The following is a 15,437-nucleotide window of genomic DNA, read 5'->3' as shown; positions in this document are numbered from 1 at the left end:
AAGCAACGTTAAGTAACGCGTTGCCCGATTCCCGATCTACGGCACTACTTAACGTTGCTTAACATTAAGCCCGGCGAGTGTAATCGGCATCACACAACCGTCGCGGAGTTGTAGAGCATGCTTCGCCCCTGCTCCAGGAAGGCATCCTGCGCGTCGGTCAGATTTCAGGAGACTTTGTGACTGCGACCCACGCGCCAGGCAACGACATCACGGTCGAACTTGCCTATGGCAGAGAAGGATTGAATGTTCGACTGCCTGCCGATCGAACCACCGTGGTCGAACCGGTATTCCGACCCGCCGCCACCGACCCGCACGCGACACTGAGAGCTGCACTTACAGGCCCGGTAGCCGGGCCTGCACTGCGAGACGTAGTCGAACGCGGCCAGACTATCGCGGTGTCATTGTGCGACTCCACCCGTCCGCAGCCTCGCGAAGCGATGGTCAGAGCACTACTGGCCGAGCTGGAAGGAATAGTCGATCGTTCCGACTTCGTCCTGCTCGTCGCAACCGGAACTCATCGCAGCAACACCGATACCGAACTCCGCGACATGCTCGGGGACGATCTCGTCGACACGATGCGGATCATCAATCACGACGGACGAGACCCTGAATCGTTGAAGTGGATGGGGACTTTCGGCAAAGGCGTCCCGGTATGGCTGAACCGCCACTGGGTCGATGCGGACATTCGGATCACCACGGGCTTCGTCGAACCGCACTTCTTCGCCGGATTCAGTGGAGGACCCAAATTGGTTGCTCCTGGTCTCGCAGGGCTCGACACCGTGTTGACACTCCACAACGCCGAAAGAATAGGCAGTGAGAACGCGACGTGGGCAGTGTGCGAGGGCAATCCGGTGCACGACGATGTTCGCGCAATCGCGGTGGGAACCGGCGTCGATTTCGCATTCGACGTCGTGCTCAACCGCGAGCAGAGAATCATTGCGGCGTTCGGTGGCGCATTGCTGGAGATGCACGCGGCCGCGCGCGAGGTGGTTCGTGAGCTGTCGATGTGTCCGGTGCCCCAGCTCTACGACGTCGTCGTCACCACCAACTCCGGTTTCCCGCTCGACCAGAGCGTCTACCAGGCGGTAAAGGGAATGACTGCTGCTGCCACGGTGGTCAAGCCCGGAGGCCTCATCATCTGCGCCGCAGAATGCAGCGACGGCTTCCCCGACCACGGTTCCTTTCGCGAAGTACTCGCATCCGAGGCCACGCCCGCGGCTCTGCTCGAGGCAATATCGGCGAGAACCGAAACTGTGCCCGACCAGTGGCAGGTGCAGGTTCTCGCACGGGTTCTGGCCCGAGCACGCGTCGGCATGTACACGACCTCGCTGTCCGACTCCGAATTACGAACAGCCCATTTGTTTCTCGTACCCGATGTCGGCGACGCAGTCCGAGCCGAACTGGCGCGGCTCGGCCCTGACGCCAGGGTCTGCGTCCTGCCCGAAGGACCCCAGACCATTCCCTACGTGACGACAGGAGTTCTCGCATGAAAGACAGCGCTACTCCGAATACAGCGAAGGACCGATTGATCGCTCGTCTGTCGCTCGAGGACCGGGTCCTGATCGCTTTCTCGGGCGGAGCCGACTCAGCACTGCTCGCCTACACCGCAACGCAGGTACTGGGCAGAAGAGCGCTGGCGGTCACGGCCGTTTCCGCAAGCTTGCCCGCATCCGAGCGCAGTGCGGCAGCAGAATTCGCTCGGAGCCACGGCATCGCACATATCGAGGTCTGCACGAACGAGATGAGCAATCCGGACTACATCGCCAATGATGGTGATCGGTGCTTTCACTGCAAGACAGCACTGTTCGATGCGCTCGAACCGATGGCTGCGCTGATGGGCGCACGGATGGCACTCGGGACCAATCTCGACGACCTCGGCGACCACAGGCCCGGACAAGCTGCCGGCCGCCTTCGCGGTGCGATAGCACCGATGGTCGATGCAGGTCTGTCGAAAGCCGACGTTCGTGAGATCAGCGCCTCGTACGGGCTCACGACTGCCACGAAACCGGCCGCTGCATGCTTGTCGTCTCGAATTGCTTATGGCGACAGCGTTACTCCTGCCGCGCTTGCTCGGATCGAACAAGCGGAAGAATCGCTGAAGCGGCTTGGGTTTCGAAACTTTCGAGTTCGCGCACATGCCGACGGCACCCTTGCCAGACTCGAAATGCCCCACGCCGACATGGACGAGGCCTTCCGCTCCAGAGACGAGATCAGAGCCGAGCTGCGTTCCGCGGGCTTTCTCTTCGTTTCGCTCGATCTCGGTGAATTCCGCAGCGGCGCAATGAATGTGCTACTTCCACTGACGGCGGTGACCCGATGAGTGCCGGCCACACTGCGCCTGCGGTGCACCAACTGAACTACACCGTCGACGTCGACCGGGAGCGCCGCCAAGGGCTACCGGAAGTCGTATACGGCCCCGGCAAGACTGCACCGGAGATCGCGAAAATCGTCGAGACACTTCTGCTCGCCAATTCCGGCCCGATTCTGGTGACTCGAATCGAAGCCGATGATGCGGCGGTGGTCACTGCATCGGTCGCCGGCGGACGCTACGACCGCGCCGCACGCCTCCTGGTGTGGAGGCCCGCCGATCCCCGTCGGATTTCGGTCGGAGTAGTGACCGCGGGAACCGCAGACGGGCCGGTCGCCGATGAAGCAGTTGCCGTCGCCACGGCAATCGGACTGTCCGTCGAGCACATACGCGATGTGGGTGTCGCTGGCATACACCGGCTTCTCGACCGCGTTGACGAGATCCGCGCGATGGACGCGGTCATCGTGGTCGCGGGAATGGAAGGCGCTCTTGCGAGCGTTGTCGGCGGACTCGTCGCGACACCGGTGATCTGTGTCCCCACCTCGGTCGGCTACGGGGCGTCGATGGACGGTGTCACCGCCCTGCTCGCCATGATGACGTCCTGCGCCGCGGGGATGGCGGTGGTGAACATCGACTCCGGTTTCGGTGCCGCCATGGCCGTTCATCGAATTTTCGCAGCTCGATCGATGATGTCGGACGATCGGAGTCGATCATGATTCTCTGGCTCAACCCCATCGCCGGCATTTCGGGCGACATGATGTTAGGGGCACTTCTCGACCTCGGCGCACCGATCCAGACACTTCGTGAGGCGATTGCCTCGACCGGAATCACCGGCTGGACCCTCGACGTCGAGAGCGTCGAACGGCAGGGCGTTCGGGCACTGCACGCTGTGGTCGACGTCGATGATGTTGTTTCCGAACGCCATGCACACGAGCTGATCACGATGGCAGAGAGGGCGAGGCCTCGCGAGGCCGCAGATCTCGCGGCCGCTGCCGTTCGTGCACTGGCCAGAATCGAGTCACGAATTCACGACACACCGGTCGAATCGGTACACCTCCACGAGCTCGGTGGTGTCGACACCATCGTCGACACCGTCGGTGTAGCCTCCGCACTGCACGCGCTCGACATCGACGAAGTATGGTCGGGGCCAGTCGGCTTGGGCGTCGGTCAGACACGAGCAGCACATGGCATCATTCCCGTGCCGGCACCTGCCACGCTCGAACTGTTGCGCGGATCGCGTGTTCGCGGAATCGATTCCGACACCGAAACGGTCACCCCGACCGGAGCCGCGCTCCTCGCTGCAGCGAATACTCGATACGGCCCGGTACCCGAAATGACGATGGACGCAGTGGGATACGGTGCCGGAACGCGAGACACACCGGGTCGTCCGAACGTACTCACCGCGGTGCTCGGAACACGCCTGCGTTCCGAGAGTCGCCCCGATGCCATGATCGTTCTGGACACCACAGTCGACGATGTCACCGGCGAGATACTCGGCGAGTTGATCCCAGCGCTGCTCACGGCCGGCGCAGCCGACGCATGGATCACCCCCGTGGTCGGCAAGAAGAACCGACCTGCCCACGTGATCTCGGCGCTGTGTACCCCGTCCACCATGACCGTCGTCGAGGAGTGTCTGCTCACGAGGACAGGCTCATTGGGCGTCCGCCGCACACACGTCGATCGGCGGACCCTGCCACGTCACATGGAGGTGGTGAACGTCGACGGACACGACGTGCGGGTGAAGGTGGGCCCGCATCGATCGAAGCCGGAACACGACGACTTGGTTGCGGTGTCCACCGCGACAGGAGTGCCACTGCGATCGGTGGCCGAGCGAGTACAGACCCTGGTGAACGATCACCACACCCACACCCACACCCATCCGCACACTCACTGATCGACACGACAACCGAGAGGTAGATTCATGACTACGACACCAACCATCCAGCAGATCGCTGTAGTGGGCGCCGGCTATATGGGCGGCGGCATAGCCGTCACATTCGCGGCGCACGGTTATCAGGTGCTCATCGCCGATGTCGATGCCGCCACTGCGGAGCGGGCTCGCGACCGTCTTCATGCCGAAGCCAAGCAGTTCGAGGCCAACGACCTTGTGCCCCTGGGCTTTGCTTCCGCAGTTGCACAGAACTTGTCCGCGGCCGAGTCCATGGAAGCAGCCGTCGCCGACGCCGACTTCATCATGGAGGTCGTACCGGAGATCGAGTCGATCAAACTCGACGTCCTTCGCCGCCTCTCGACCGCGAACCCGACGGCAACGATCGGAACCAATACCTCCGCAATTCCGATCACTTCTCTCGCAGTCGGAGTCGAGAATCCCGATCGATTCCTCGGTGTGCACTGGATGAATCCTGCGCCCTTCATTCCGTGCGTGGAGATCATCCCCCACACCGGCACCCGCGAAGGCCTGGTCGATTTCGCTTCGGACATGATGCGCGCGGTGGGCAAACGCCCGTCCACAGTGTCCGACAGCCCGGGATTCGTCGCCAACCGCCTGCAGTACGCATTGCTGAAAGAAGCATCGACCATGCTCTCCGAGGGGGTGGCAACCGCCAAGGAGATCGACGCAATCGTCTCGAACTCGTTCGGGTTCAGACTCTCGCTCTTCGGCCCCTTCGCCATCGCGGACATGGCGGGACTCGACGTCTACCAAGGAGCATTCGGTGTCCTCGAACGCGCGTACGGTGAGCGCTTCTCCACACCAGACGTCATCGAGAAGTCCGTTGCTGCAGGTAACTTCGGCATCAAGACAGGTAAGGGACTTCTCGATCTGGACGCGGAGAGTCAGGATGACCTGTTGGCCTACCGCGACCGCGCATACGTCGAATTGAACCGTCTGCGCGATCGACTCGGCGAGTCTCCCGCACTACGCTGATCCGACACGAATCGGTGCACCCACGGGGTGCACCGATTCGCCCGATCTCAGATTTCTGCAAGTGCCGCAAGTGCTTCCGCTCCCGGCCGAAGTCGGCCGGATTCGCACGCGTGCACGATCTCGACTACCCGATCGTTGAGTGGTGAAGCAATCCCGAGCGAGCGGGCAGTGGCGGACACTCCCCCGTTGATGACGTCCACCTCGGTGATTGCGCCGCGCTCGAGATCCTGGAGCATCGATGCTTTCGTCTTACCCAGTCGGCGCATGAGAATTGCAAGGGCCGCATCCGCCCGCGCTGAATCACCGGTGGACCTCACAACCAGGTCGTCGGGTGCTACCCCCACGATCTCCGCCAAGTCGACATCGAGTGCGGTAGCGACGTCGTACGCTTCGGTCCATAGCCGATACGCCACCGAACGTGCCACGGGGTCGGAGGCAATGTCCTCGTACAGTCCTCCGGTGACGGCTCCGAGCCCCGAGAATGTGCTGTTGAGCAACAACTTCGACCACACTTGACCGACGATGCGATCCGATGTCACCACCTCGGCAGCGGCCGAGAGAACGCCTCCGAGTGTCGCCAACCTCTGCGTCGATCGGCCGTCGACCTCGCCGATGACGAACGGCGCCACCGTGGTCTGAGCGAGGTGCCCCGGACCCAGGTTCGTTGCACCCCATTCGGTGATTCCCACGACGAACCTGTCCTGTCCGACCACGTCGCCGATCACATTCTGCACCAAACCATTTCCCAGACTCACGTACGTGTCGACGCGATCCGACTCCATCAGCGGTGTCAAAGCAGATCGAAGGTAGGGGGCCTTGAGTGTCACCAACGCGAAGTCGAACCGCCCGTCCAAGTCGTCTGCCGACTCGACGGCCGCCACCCGCACGGTCGAGGTTCCCGTCGGCTCGTCGAATTGCAGGCCGCGGCCCGATATGAGGCCGACGTGCTCGGAGGAGGTATCGAGAACGACGACGTCATGGCCGCTTCGGGACAGGTGCGCCGCGGTGACACCTCCGATGGCTCCGCCGCCGACGACGAGTACGCGAGGAGCTACTTCCGGGCTGTCGGGCATCCGCATGTGGTTCCTATCCGTAGATGGTGAGCGCGGAGGACGGTCTGGAAAGATCCCCCGGACCCGTCGATACGTCGAATGAGCAATTCCGCTGCCTGCGAGGCCATTTCGCGGCGCGGCTGAAAGACGGTGGTGAGCTCGAGTAACGGCGATGCGCCGGAATAGAGCCCGTCGAAGCCAGTGACCGCGATATCGCCGGGTACATCGACATCGGCGGCTCGTAGTGCGCTCATGGCACCCAGCGCCACCGCATCGCTTCCGCAGACGATCGCGCTCGGTAGTTCGTTGCGCGCCAGAATCGTTTCGACGACGTCGTAGCCGGCCTGCTCACTCACGTATGTGCTGTATTGCTGAGCGTCGGTATTGCGGAGCCCACGCACCTTGACAGCCTCCCGAAATCCTCTGGCCCGGGCATTCGTCGCGCTGGATGCGAGCGGACCGACAATGGTGACCACATCTTTGCAACCATGATCGGCCACGTGGTTCATCATCTCGAAAGCTGCTGTGTAGTCGTCGATTCCGACATAATCTGCCTCGATCTGCTCGATTCGACGATAGAGCTGGGCGATCGGGATATGTGCGCTGCGCAGTGCTCTGACGACGTTGCCATCGGAAGGGTACAGGACCGTCATCACGACGCCATCAACATTGCGAGCGATCATCGCGTTCACGATGGGCTCGAGCGTGTCGTGATCCTCCTGCGTGTGGGTCAGGAACACCTCGTACCCGTGAGCTCGCGCAGCATCGATGACGCCGGCAGCAATTTCGGTGTAGAAGGGATTGGCCACGTCGCTCAGGACCAAGCCGATCACCCTGGTCTGCTCGGACCGCAACCGGTGCGCGCGAGCACTGGAGGTGTGCCCGAGTTGTTCGGCGACCTCGAGCACCCGCAGACGCGTCTCTTCGGAGACACCTGATCGTCCGTTCATCACGTAGGACACGGTCGCGGGCGACACTCCGACCACCCGTGCGACTTGAGCGGCGGATACTCGGTTCGGCCGCGGATGGGCGAGGCCCGAATCCGACGCGCTCACCGCACACCTCCTTCGTTCACAGGGTGTGGGCCGCCCTGTGCCTGGCGACGTTGTCCACGTACGACCGGGCATTCGCGCGGTTTCCCTCTATCTCGTCCGACGTCAGACTACGGCGGACCTTGCCAGGGATACCCGCGACCAACGACCCGCTCGGCACGACTGCGCCCGCGGTGACGACGGCACCGGCCGCCACAAGACTCCCCTGACCCACCACCGCCCCGTTCATGACGATCGCACCCATGCCGATCAGGACGTCATCTCCGATAGTGCAGCCGTGCAGAACGGCGTTGTGTCCCACCGACACTCCTGTCCCGACAACGAGTGGAAACCCGGGATCGGCATGCAACACGCATCCGTCCTGGATGTTGGAACGGTCGCCGATCCGAATGCTCGCGTCGTCGGCGCGAATCACCGATCCGTACCAGACACCGACTTCCGAGCCCAGAGTCACTCGCCCGATCACCACGGCTGTGGGAGCAACCCACGCGGAATCGTCGGTCTCCGTCTGCATGCCGTCGAGGTGCACGATCATCGAACGTCCATCCGGTGCGCCGCCGGAGTGGTCGAGTATTCGCGCGCGATCCTTGTGCCGACTTCGACGAGCAGGGTGCGCGCATCGGCCATACTTCGGATCGGGTCCGGCTCGAGATCAGCCAGCGCATATACCCCGTCGAGCCCGGCGGCAGTGGCCTGCTCACTCGTCACGCTGGATCGACCCACCGCGGCGACGGCCGGAACACCTGCGCGCCGCGCCGAGGCCGCGACACCGATGGGGCCTTTGCCCCGTAGGCTCTGTTCATCGAGTGACCCCTCACCTACGATGACCAGGCTGGCATTGCTCAGCACGTCCTCGAAGCAGGTCAGCTCGAGCAGCAAGTCGATCCCGGATACCAGCGTCGCGCCGAATACCGCATGCAGACCGAATGCGATGCCTCCCGCAGCGCCCACCCCTGGCACCTCCCGCACGTCATTGCCGACCGCATCTGCGACGACGTCTGCCCAACGAGTCAGAGCACCGTCGAGCAAGCGAACAGTGTGGGCGTCGGCACCTTTCTGCGGTGCGTACACGGCGGAGGCACCATGTGTCCCGAGCAGCGGATTGTCCACGTCACACGCCACCACGAGTTCTACATCTGCTATGCGTGGATCCAGACCTGTGAGATCGAGCCGGTGCGCGAAAACCAGATCGCTTGGGCAGGGGTACACACTGTCGCCATCTGCGTCCAGGATGCGTCCGCCGAGGGCAGTGACCGCGCCGGCTCCGCCGTCCGTGGTTGCACTTCCGCCTACTCCCAGCACGATTTTCCGAGCACCTTTGTCGAGAGCATCCGAAATCAACTGCCCGACACCGCGAGTCGATGCCGTCCGGGCGGTCGTGGAGTTCGGCCCGCCGGTGCCGAGGACGGCAAGACCGGCTGTCGAGGCCATTTCGATGACTGCAATGCCGTCCTTCCAGCCGTAGGTAGCAGACAGCGTCGACTGGAGTGGTCCAGTCACCTGACAGGTCACCGCGGTGAATCCCTGGCGCAGAACCATGTCCACAGTGCCGTCGCCACCGTCGGCGATCGGAAATTCACAGATCCGGAGCGATGGGTCGACGGCCGTCAGACCGTTGGAAATCGCACTGGCTGCATCGGCAGCCGTCAGCGATCCCTTGAATTTGTCGGGTGCCACGACGACGTGGCCGATCTCCCCGAGGTGTGGTCGAGTGCTCAATGTTCTCTCCGGCCTTTCGGTGCGACACGACGGCTTGCTCCGTGGCGCAAAAGGATCGTTCTACGGCATGAACCTAAGTGTGATCCAGATCATTAAGCAATGTTAAGTCCGGCGATCAGGTCACTGGCCGGTCCGCGTAGTTTCGCCCACACAGAGACCCGAAGTCTGGTCTTGCAGGGTTCGGTCGGAAGGGTGATTTGGCAGTTACGCTTCGCTCCTCGGCCCCGAGGGTGCTGCTGCAGTGTTCGGCCCGCAGAAGGGTGCAAGCGCCGCAGAGGTAGACGCGATCGATTCCGGCCTCGAGCATCTCGCTGCAATTCTGCGCACCGAGACCGGTACCGACGTGACGGCGATCCCCGGGGCGGGGGCGGCGGGCGGCCTGCCCGCCTGCCTGGTACCCCTTCTCGGCGCGGTATTGATGCCGGGCTCCGACATGGTCATGCGTGCAATAGGATTCGCCGATCTCTGCGCCGACGCTGTTCTCGTCCTGACAGGCGAGGGATCCTTCGACTCGCAATCGCTGCGAGGCAAGGTGGTCGCAGGCGTAAGGCGGGTAACTCCGGCGGCCTGCCCGGTGGTCGTCATCGCCGGTCGCGTCGCTCTCGGTCCGCAGCAGACACGCGAGGCGGGAATTGCCGCAGCCCTGTCCATCGCTCCCGGACCCACTTGTTTCGATGAACTTTCCACCAGCACAACCGAACTCGTCCGCAACACCGCAGCTCATGTCGCGAGCATGTACGCCGCGTTCGCCGGGGTGTCGACCACCCCTGCCACACGGATCGCCTCCTGAATTCACCGACGTCGAAAGAGAACCGATGTTTCAACAAATCAGTGCACCCGTCGCAGGATCGCTGGCCCTGTCCGCGCTCTGCGCCGCCATCCCATTGGCCCTGCTGTTCGTTCTTCTCGGCGCATTCCGGGTCAAGGCCCACAAGTCCGCCCTCGCCGGCCTTGCCACCGCACTGATACTGGCAGTTGCCGTGTGGAAAATGCCAGTGGGACAGGCGTTGAGCTCGGCAGCAGCCGGCGTCGTCTACGGGTTGATACCGATCCTGTGGATTCTCGTCACTGCCTTGTGGATTTACCGAATCACCGTAGTGACACCGTGGTTCGACATACTCGGTACCACGATCCGGTCGGTGTCGAACGATCTGCGAATCCTCGCCATCCTCATCGTCTACTGCTTCGGAGCACTGCTGGAATCACTCGCAGGTTTCGGTGCGCCCGTGGCCATCACCGCGGCAATGATGATGGCCGCAGGGATGAAGCCCATGAAGGCCGCGGTGGTATGCCTTCTGGCGAACACGGCGCCGGTCGCATTCGGTTCCATGGGAACGCCGGTCATCGCGCTCAACGGGGTCACCGGCATTCCACTGCATGAGCTTTCCAGCATGGCCGGGCGCCAGACCCCACTCATCGCGCTCATCGTGCCCCTCCTACTCGTCATGCTGGTGGACGGACGCCGCGGACTGGCCCAGACGTGGCCCGTCGCGCTGATGGCGGGATTCGTCTTCGGTTTGATGCAATTCCTCACCTCGAACTACATCGCTGTCGAACTCACCGACGTCACCGCATCGGTAGCGACAGTTGCTGCTGTTCTGGTGATGCTCCACTTCTGGAAGCCGCGGGAGATTGTTTCGGGTGATGTCCCCGCAGCCCCCACCGACAGCGCAGACACGACTTTCGGTAACGACGACACCTCAGGATCGGCCGTGGTCACGCGACCCACGACGGACATTGCCGCAGTGACACGCCCGCCGCTCCCTCAGGTGATGATGTCGATAGCTCCGTACCTGGTCGTGATGGCCGTGTTCTCGATCGCCCAGATTCCGTCGATCAAGACCTGGCTCGGTGAAATCGGCAGCGTCACCTTCCAGTGGCCAGGACTGAATGTCGTCGACGCCGACGGCAAAGCGGTCGCGGCGCAGAAGTTCAAACTCGATCACCTCAAGGCAACAGGCACACTGCTTCTGTTGTCCGGAATGATCACGATGGCGATCTATCGAATGAAGCCGCTGGCAGGGTTGCGGATATTCGGCGGCACTGTGGTCCAGTTGAAATGGACCATCGTCACCGTGACGTCGGTGCTGGCGCTGTCCTCCGTGATGAATTTGTCCGGGCTCACCACCACGCTCGGCCTGGCACTGGCCTCGACAGGGGTGTTCTTCGCAGTGTTGTCCCCGGTCATCGGATGGATCGGCGTAGCGCTGACCGGATCCGACACGTCGTCGAACTCACTGTTCGGGCACCTACAGGTCACAGCAGCCGAACAGACCGGACTGTCGCCCACCTTGATGGCGGCCTCCAACTCCTCCGCAGGCGTCATGGGCAAGATGTTGTCGCTTCAGAATCTCGCCGTTGCATCCGCAGCAGTGGGAGTGGACGGAGCCGAGGGCAACCTGTTCCGGAAGCTACTTCCCTGGAGCCTCGGATTGCTCGCACTCATCACCGTTCTGATCGTCCTCCAATCGACACCGGTTCTCGGCTGGATGGTTCCGTAGATCCTCGTGCGACGGCCGTGCGTCCCTCGACGCACGGCCCTCCTCTATCGTGCCGACATGAAGGAGACACCAGTGGACGTACACTCCGCAGTGACCCGCTACCGCTCCGTGACACCGACGTTGCCCGCACCGGTTGTCGAACAATGGGATTGGCAACTCGGCGGATCCTGCAGGAACGAAGATCCGGTGGTCTTCTATCCACCGACGAGCGCCCGCGGAAAAGATCTCGCCGCAATCGAAGGGCGAGCCAAAGCCATCTGTGTCAACTGCCCCGTTCTCAAACGATGCCGGGCTTATGCACTCGAAGCAGCCGAGCCGCATGGCATTTGGGGTGCCATGACATCGAAGGAACGTGCGTTGGCGTGGATGGCCGGAGAGGATCGGGCCAAACGGTAAGGCGGACAGGGCCTGCGGGGCACGAGACTTTTCCGCGCCGCAGCGATCGGGTGCCACCATTTTCGGCGAGGCGGCCAAGGGATGTGGCCGGCTCGCTCCAGGTTCGTCAGAGAGTGCCCTGCCGCACCAATACGTTCGGCAATAGCAAGGGACGACGTTGCACCGGGCGAGGCGCATTGCGGACATGCTCCACTCGATTCCTTCGGCTGTTTACGAAGTCGTCTTCAAGCGTGCGCCGATCCGCGGAATACATGACTGTGCATGTTGTTGAGACGTAGGGAGCCGCAAGGCCTCACTCCTTCGAGCAGAACGGTCATCCAATGCAGATCGGAATCGACAACTTCGTGTCCTACGTCGTCGAGTACGACACCGGACGCGAAATCGACGCGCGCACCAGAATCTCGCATCTGATGGAGGAGGTTCAGCTGGCCGATGCTTCTGGCGTCGACGTATTCGGAATCGGTGAGCACCACCGCAAGGAGTTCTACGACTCGGCACCGACCGTGCTGCTCGGCGCCGCTGCGGCGAGAACCGAGCGGATCACGCTGACGAGCGCCGTCTCGGTTCTCTCCGCCGACGACCCGGTGCGTTTGCACCAGCAGTTCGCCACTGTCGACCTGCTGTCCGGTGGACGCGCGGAGATGGTGGTGGGCCGCGGGTCGTTCACCGAGGCCTATCCACTCTTCGGTTTGGACATCGCGAACTACGACTCGCTGTTCGCCAGCAAGCTCGATCTGCTGCTCACCATCCTCGACGATCCGACGTCGGTAACCTGGGCCGGCCGCCACCGACCGCCGATGACAGGTCAGGGCGTGTACCCGCTTCCGGTCCAGGATCGGCTGCCGGTGTGGCTCGGTGTCGGCGGTAGTCCACAGTCGTTCGTGCGCGCCGGATCGCTCGGACTCCCCCTGATGGTGGCGATCATCGGAGGCGAACCTCGACGCTTCAGGCCGTTGATCGACCTTTACCGTCAAGCAGGTGCTCGCGCCGGATACACCCCCGAGCAGCTACGGGTAGGTATCCACGCACCGGGGCTTGTAGCCGATACCGATTCCGCTGCAATCGACGCGGTGTATCCGGGATGGGCGAACATGATGGGAACCATCGGTCGGGAGCGCGGCTTCGTCACCCCGCGCAAAGCCGACTTCGAGCAAATGGCCGGCCCCTACGGTGCCATGTTCGTCGGGTCCCCCGACACAGTTGCACGCAAGATCGCGTCGGTATCGGAGGATCTCGGCGGAATCGATCGAATGACAATCCAGATGACAAACACTCAATTGCCGCACGCGAGCATGCTGCACGGGATCGAACTACTGGGCGCAAAGGTCAAACCGATTGTGGCCGAACTAGTTCCAGTCTGATCGACACGTACAGATGCGCTGCCCGTTTCGGGCGGCGCATCTGCTGCTGTTGGAAACCTCACCAGACAGCCATTCCCCCGTCGACCTTGATGTCCACGCCGGTCACGAACGAACTCTCCTCGGAGGCAAGGAAAATTGCCACATCGGCAACCTCTTCCGGCTTCCCCAGGCGACCGAGCATGGTCTTGCCCAGCATGTAGTCCGCCCAGTTCTTGTCTTCGAGCTGCGCTACGGTCTGCGGCGATTCGATGATTCCCGGCGAAATGGAGTTGGCGCGAATCCCGAACTCGCGGCCTTCCATCGCCAGGTGTTTGGTCATACCGACGATGCCCATCTTGGCGGTGGCGTGTGCGAGCCCGCCGAGCACTCGAAACGTCCTCCACCCAGTCAGAGACGCCGTGTTGACGATCGTTCCGCCGCTGGCCTTCAGATGCGGCCACGCGACCTTGGTCAAGAAGAAGACGAGATCGACCTCATCGCGAGTGTTCGCGCGCCAGTCCTCTTCGGTGATGTCTTCGATCCAATTGAAATGAGCCAACGCGGCATTGTTGTACAACACGTCGAGCCGGTCGTGCTGCTCCAGAACGAAATCGACCACTCGTTGACATTGCGCCATCGTGCTCAAATTGACCGGATGTATCGAGACCATGCGGCCACCCGCGGCCTCGACAAGCGACACCGTCTCCGCGGCGGACGCGGCATTGGTATCGCATCCGACGACGAGGGCACCCTGAGCCGCGAAGCGCAACGCTGCAGCCCGGCCCATGCCCCCTCCTGTGCCGGTTATCAGGCACACCTTGTCTTTCAACCGATCGCTCATCGCTGCGGCAATCAGATCTTGACGAAGTTGTGGGTAGCGAGGGCACCGAATGGCAACTGCGTCAACGGGCCACCGACGTCCAACGCGCCCAAATCGATTCCCGAGAATCCTGCCTGTTCGATCAGCGCGCCGACCGCGGCCTTGGCGTCGGCGTCGTTGCCAGAGTAGAACAGGACGCGCTTGCCTCCACCCACCGCGGGCTCACCGAGCACCGACACGTCCAGATGGTTGAAGGCCTTTATCACTCGCGCTCCGGTAACCCATTCGCTGAACACCTCGGACGAGTGTCGCGCGCCCAGATCGATTGCTCGGATTCCGTAGTCGGCCAAAGGGTTGGCCGGATCCTTGGGGGCTTCGGGATCCAGGAACTCGACCGGATTCGTTCCGTCGACGACGATGCGACCGTTCCAGTCGGGCAGCCCTTCCAGCGCACCCGGCAAGCTCTCCCAGCGCACCGCAACGACGACGATGTCCGCCGCGGCCGCTTCGGCGACGGTGCCTGCCGAGATGGACGCACCGAGTTCGCCGACCAGCGTGGCCAGAGACTCGGGCCCACGACTGTTCGAGATCGTGGCGCTGATCCCTTTGTTCGCCAGTGCCCGAGCCAGATTCGATCCGAGACCGCCGGATCCGATGATGCCGATACTCACGTCTGTGCTCCAGTCGATAATTTAGGCGACGTACTTCGCCGACGGATTCACACTACCAGTGTGTCGCCGACGTAACGACATTAATTTCCGTTTGCCTCTACCGAACCCCGAAATAGGCAGGAAACATCGACACTTCCGCTCCGCATCACCGAGCAGATCGTCCGAGTCGTGCTGCCCTCCGGCTTCGTGAGGCTCTGGTACCGCGCGTTCGCCTCGTATCTCCCGGGCACATGACCGGACGCGAGTCGATCCGTTCTCGGCATTGGTCTCGACGGTCATCGCATCGGTCATCTTCATCGCGGCTCTCCCGTTCGCGGGTGTTCTCCGATCGATTCGGCTGCTGCATTCTGCTGCTCGCATTGACAGCTTTCGCGACCAAGTCACCATTCTGATACTTGCCCTCTGGAGCCGACGTTCGCTCTGCAGTTGGTACTGCATGTAGCCGCCGCCCTGCTGCCGGTCTCGCCATAGCCGCGATCGGCCTTCTAACGATGGCAGAGCAGTTTCCCACCGTGCTCGGAACCGTCGGCTTCGGACTCCCCAATCCTCTAAGACTCGTCCTGTTCGGCGGCACCACTCCGCTGCTGGTGGAGTGGCGGTCCTGCACCGGAGCAAGCTGAGTGTTCCCCGTCTACGCAACGATGCTCGGCGCATGCACGTTCGTCGCGACCTGACCATCCGCGAACGCCGC

The 15,437-nt window shown here is 62.6% G+C and carries 15 protein-coding genes and 1 pseudogene; 10 read left to right on the top strand and 6 right to left on the bottom strand.

Annotated features, from left to right (window positions below):
- The first annotated feature begins 176 nt into the window (after positions 1–176).
- Genes larA through CH251_RS13805 form a run of 5 tightly spaced genes read left to right on the top strand, consistent with a single transcriptional unit; the run spans position 177 to position 5,195 of the window.
- Complete coding sequence (gene larA, locus CH251_RS13825) at positions 177–1,490, top strand: nickel-dependent lactate racemase (RefSeq protein ID WP_256979058.1); 1,314 nt, start codon at positions 177–179, stop codon at positions 1,488–1,490.
- Entirely contained in the window at positions 1,487–2,320 is an 834-nt protein-coding gene (larE, locus tag CH251_RS13820; RefSeq protein WP_094613643.1) for an ATP-dependent sacrificial sulfur transferase LarE, read from the top strand. Before larA ends, larE begins: the two co-directional genes overlap by 4 nt.
- Positions 2,317–3,024, top strand: a complete 708-nt coding sequence (gene larB / locus CH251_RS13815) for a nickel pincer cofactor biosynthesis protein LarB (protein WP_094613642.1) — start codon at positions 2,317–2,319, stop codon at positions 3,022–3,024. Before larE ends, larB begins: the two co-directional genes overlap by 4 nt.
- Positions 3,021–4,202: a nickel pincer cofactor biosynthesis protein LarC gene (larC, locus tag CH251_RS13810; RefSeq protein WP_094613641.1), complete on the top strand. Its 1,182-nt coding sequence runs from the start codon at positions 3,021–3,023 to the stop codon at positions 4,200–4,202. Before larB ends, larC begins: the two co-directional genes overlap by 4 nt.
- 27 nt (positions 4,203–4,229) lie before the next feature.
- The gene (locus CH251_RS13805; protein WP_094613640.1) at positions 4,230–5,195 is read left to right on the top strand and encodes a 3-hydroxyacyl-CoA dehydrogenase family protein; all 966 of its coding nucleotides are present in this window, start codon (positions 4,230–4,232) and stop codon (positions 5,193–5,195) included.
- Between the two features lie 47 nt (positions 5,196–5,242).
- Here the strand turns inward: CH251_RS13805 and CH251_RS13800 are convergent, their stop codons facing one another.
- From CH251_RS13800 to CH251_RS13785, 4 genes are read right to left on the bottom strand one after another with little or no spacing between them, the layout of a single operon-like run.
- Positions 5,243–6,268 carry a ketopantoate reductase family protein gene (locus tag CH251_RS13800; RefSeq protein ID WP_094613639.1) on the bottom strand — a complete coding sequence of 342 codons (1,026 nt, stop codon included), beginning with the start codon at positions 6,266–6,268 and terminating at the stop codon, positions 5,243–5,245.
- On the bottom strand, positions 6,247–7,302 hold the full coding sequence (locus CH251_RS13795) for a LacI family DNA-binding transcriptional regulator (RefSeq protein WP_256979057.1): 1,056 nt from the start codon (positions 7,300–7,302) through the stop codon (positions 6,247–6,249). The genes CH251_RS13800 and CH251_RS13795 overlap by 22 nt, the downstream gene beginning before the upstream one ends.
- A 16-nt stretch (positions 7,303–7,318) precedes the next feature.
- A complete protein-coding gene (locus CH251_RS13790; RefSeq protein ID WP_094613637.1) occupies positions 7,319–7,834 on the bottom strand; it encodes a gamma carbonic anhydrase family protein in 516 nt (171 codons plus the stop codon).
- A complete protein-coding gene (locus tag CH251_RS13785) occupies positions 7,831–9,018 on the bottom strand; it encodes a glycerate kinase (RefSeq protein WP_256979056.1) in 1,188 nt (395 codons plus the stop codon). Before CH251_RS13785 ends, CH251_RS13790 begins: the two co-directional genes overlap by 4 nt.
- Positions 9,019–9,241: 223 nt before the next feature.
- On the opposite strand from CH251_RS13785, the pseudogene CH251_RS13780 reads away from it, so the two are divergent.
- The 4 genes and pseudogenes from CH251_RS13780 to CH251_RS13765 form a co-directional block, all read left to right on the top strand.
- Positions 9,242–9,808 (top strand): annotated as a pseudogene (locus CH251_RS13780) (glycerate kinase); the annotation flags it as partial.
- 25 nt (positions 9,809–9,833) lie between these two features.
- A complete protein-coding gene (locus CH251_RS13775) occupies positions 9,834–11,519 on the top strand; it encodes an L-lactate permease (protein WP_094613635.1) in 1,686 nt (561 codons plus the stop codon).
- A gap of 57 nt (positions 11,520–11,576) precedes the next feature.
- Positions 11,577–11,915, top strand: a complete 339-nt coding sequence (locus CH251_RS13770) for a WhiB family transcriptional regulator (RefSeq protein ID WP_094613634.1) — start codon at positions 11,577–11,579, stop codon at positions 11,913–11,915.
- 320 nt (positions 11,916–12,235) lie between these two features.
- Complete coding sequence (locus CH251_RS13765) at positions 12,236–13,276, top strand: LLM class flavin-dependent oxidoreductase (protein WP_094613633.1); 1,041 nt, start codon at positions 12,236–12,238, stop codon at positions 13,274–13,276.
- Between the two features lie 58 nt (positions 13,277–13,334).
- On the opposite strand, the gene CH251_RS13760 is transcribed toward CH251_RS13765, so the two are convergent.
- Together CH251_RS13760 and CH251_RS13755 are read right to left on the bottom strand one after the other, a co-directional pair.
- A complete protein-coding gene (locus CH251_RS13760; protein WP_094613632.1) occupies positions 13,335–14,096 on the bottom strand; it encodes an SDR family NAD(P)-dependent oxidoreductase in 762 nt (253 codons plus the stop codon).
- Positions 14,097–14,107: 11 nt separating this feature from the next.
- Positions 14,108–14,746, bottom strand: coding sequence for an NADPH-dependent F420 reductase (locus CH251_RS13755; RefSeq protein ID WP_094613631.1), 639 nt, complete (start codon positions 14,744–14,746; stop codon positions 14,108–14,110).
- Between the two features lie 491 nt (positions 14,747–15,237).
- Between CH251_RS13755 and CH251_RS27925 the strand changes: the two genes are divergently transcribed.
- Complete coding sequence (locus CH251_RS27925) at positions 15,238–15,366, top strand: hypothetical protein (protein ID WP_256979055.1); 129 nt, start codon at positions 15,238–15,240, stop codon at positions 15,364–15,366.
- Positions 15,367–15,437 lie beyond the last annotated feature (71 nt).

The organism is Rhodococcus sp. 06-462-5 (assembly GCF_002258315.1).
Taxonomy (GTDB): Bacteria; Actinomycetota; Actinomycetes; order Mycobacteriales; family Mycobacteriaceae; genus Rhodococcoides.
Note: the sequence above shows the minus strand (reverse complement) of the source record. Positions and strands in the feature narration are given on the sequence as shown.

Excerpts from the sequence above, each read along its gene's own strand:
- CH251_RS13765 (WP_094613633.1), top strand. The coding sequence starts at position 12,236 with ATGCAGATCGGAATCGACAACTTCGTGTCCTACGTCGTCGAGTACGAC.
- CH251_RS13760 (WP_094613632.1), bottom strand. The coding sequence starts at position 14,096 with ATGAGCGATCGGTTGAAAGACAAGGTGTGCCTGATAACCGGCACAGGA.
- CH251_RS13805 (WP_094613640.1), top strand. The coding sequence starts at position 4,230 with ATGACTACGACACCAACCATCCAGCAGATCGCTGTAGTGGGCGCCGGC.
- larE (WP_094613643.1), top strand. The coding sequence starts at position 1,487 with ATGAAAGACAGCGCTACTCCGAATACAGCGAAGGACCGATTGATCGCT.
- CH251_RS13775 (WP_094613635.1), top strand. The coding sequence starts at position 9,834 with ATGTTTCAACAAATCAGTGCACCCGTCGCAGGATCGCTGGCCCTGTCC.
- CH251_RS13790 (WP_094613637.1), bottom strand. The coding sequence starts at position 7,834 with ATGATCGTGCACCTCGACGGCATGCAGACGGAGACCGACGATTCCGCG.
- larB (WP_094613642.1), top strand. The coding sequence starts at position 2,317 with ATGAGTGCCGGCCACACTGCGCCTGCGGTGCACCAACTGAACTACACC.
- CH251_RS13800 (WP_094613639.1), bottom strand. The coding sequence starts at position 6,268 with ATGCCCGACAGCCCGGAAGTAGCTCCTCGCGTACTCGTCGTCGGCGGC.
- larC (WP_094613641.1), top strand. The coding sequence starts at position 3,021 with ATGATTCTCTGGCTCAACCCCATCGCCGGCATTTCGGGCGACATGATG.
- CH251_RS27925 (WP_256979055.1), top strand. The coding sequence starts at position 15,238 with ATGGCAGAGCAGTTTCCCACCGTGCTCGGAACCGTCGGCTTCGGACTC.
- CH251_RS13770 (WP_094613634.1), top strand. The coding sequence starts at position 11,577 with ATGAAGGAGACACCAGTGGACGTACACTCCGCAGTGACCCGCTACCGC.